General features: G+C 54.7%; 1 protein-coding gene. It reads left to right on the top strand.

Annotation, left to right across the window (positions count from 1 at the left end; translation table 11 throughout):
* Positions 1-7: 7 nt before the first annotated feature.
* A partial coding sequence (locus AC01FP_RS18635; protein ID WP_474482382.1) for a restriction endonuclease subunit S occupies positions 8-627 on the top strand: 620 nt, incomplete at its 3' end.

Below are 627 nucleotides of genomic sequence, written 5' to 3'. Positions count from 1 at the left end.
GAAGCTGGTGCCGCAAGACACTTCTGACGAGCCTGCTGATGAATTGCTTAAGCGGTTCGTGACGCAACGATCCGACTGGGTTGCCAAGAAAAGAATGAGGATGGGCAAGCCTTTGCCCAAGCTGGCGGCTCATGAATTGCGATTTGACGAGCCGACCGGATGGCAGTGGATACGGTTTGGCGACCTTGGTGATTGGGGCGCTGGGGCGACCCCAAATCGCAAGAAGTCTGCCTACTATGGAGGTGAGATGCCGTGGTTCAAATCAGGAGAACTTGCGGCCGATTTCATTTCAGTATCCGAAGAGACAGTTACCGAACTGGCTCTTCAAGAGTGCTCGCTGCGCTTAAACCAGCCCGGTGACGTTCTAATCGCGATGTATGGTGCCACGATTGGCAAAGCGTCGATCCTCGAAGTCGAAGCTACAACGAACCAAGCGGTATGCGCCTGCACGCCGTTTCATGGCGTCGATAACCGCTTTTTGCTGCTCCTTCTCAAAGCTATGAAGCCCATATTTGTCGGGCAGGGTGCAGGTGGAGCGCAACCGAACATCTCGCGTGAAAAGATTATCGCTACGCCTTTATGCCTTCCACCTCTCGCCGAACAGCGCCGCATCGTCGCAAAGGTCGA

It is taken from the genome of Cyanobium sp. NIVA-CYA 375, from assembly GCF_056108345.1.
Note: the sequence above shows the minus strand (reverse complement) of the source record. Positions and strands in the feature narration are given on the sequence as shown.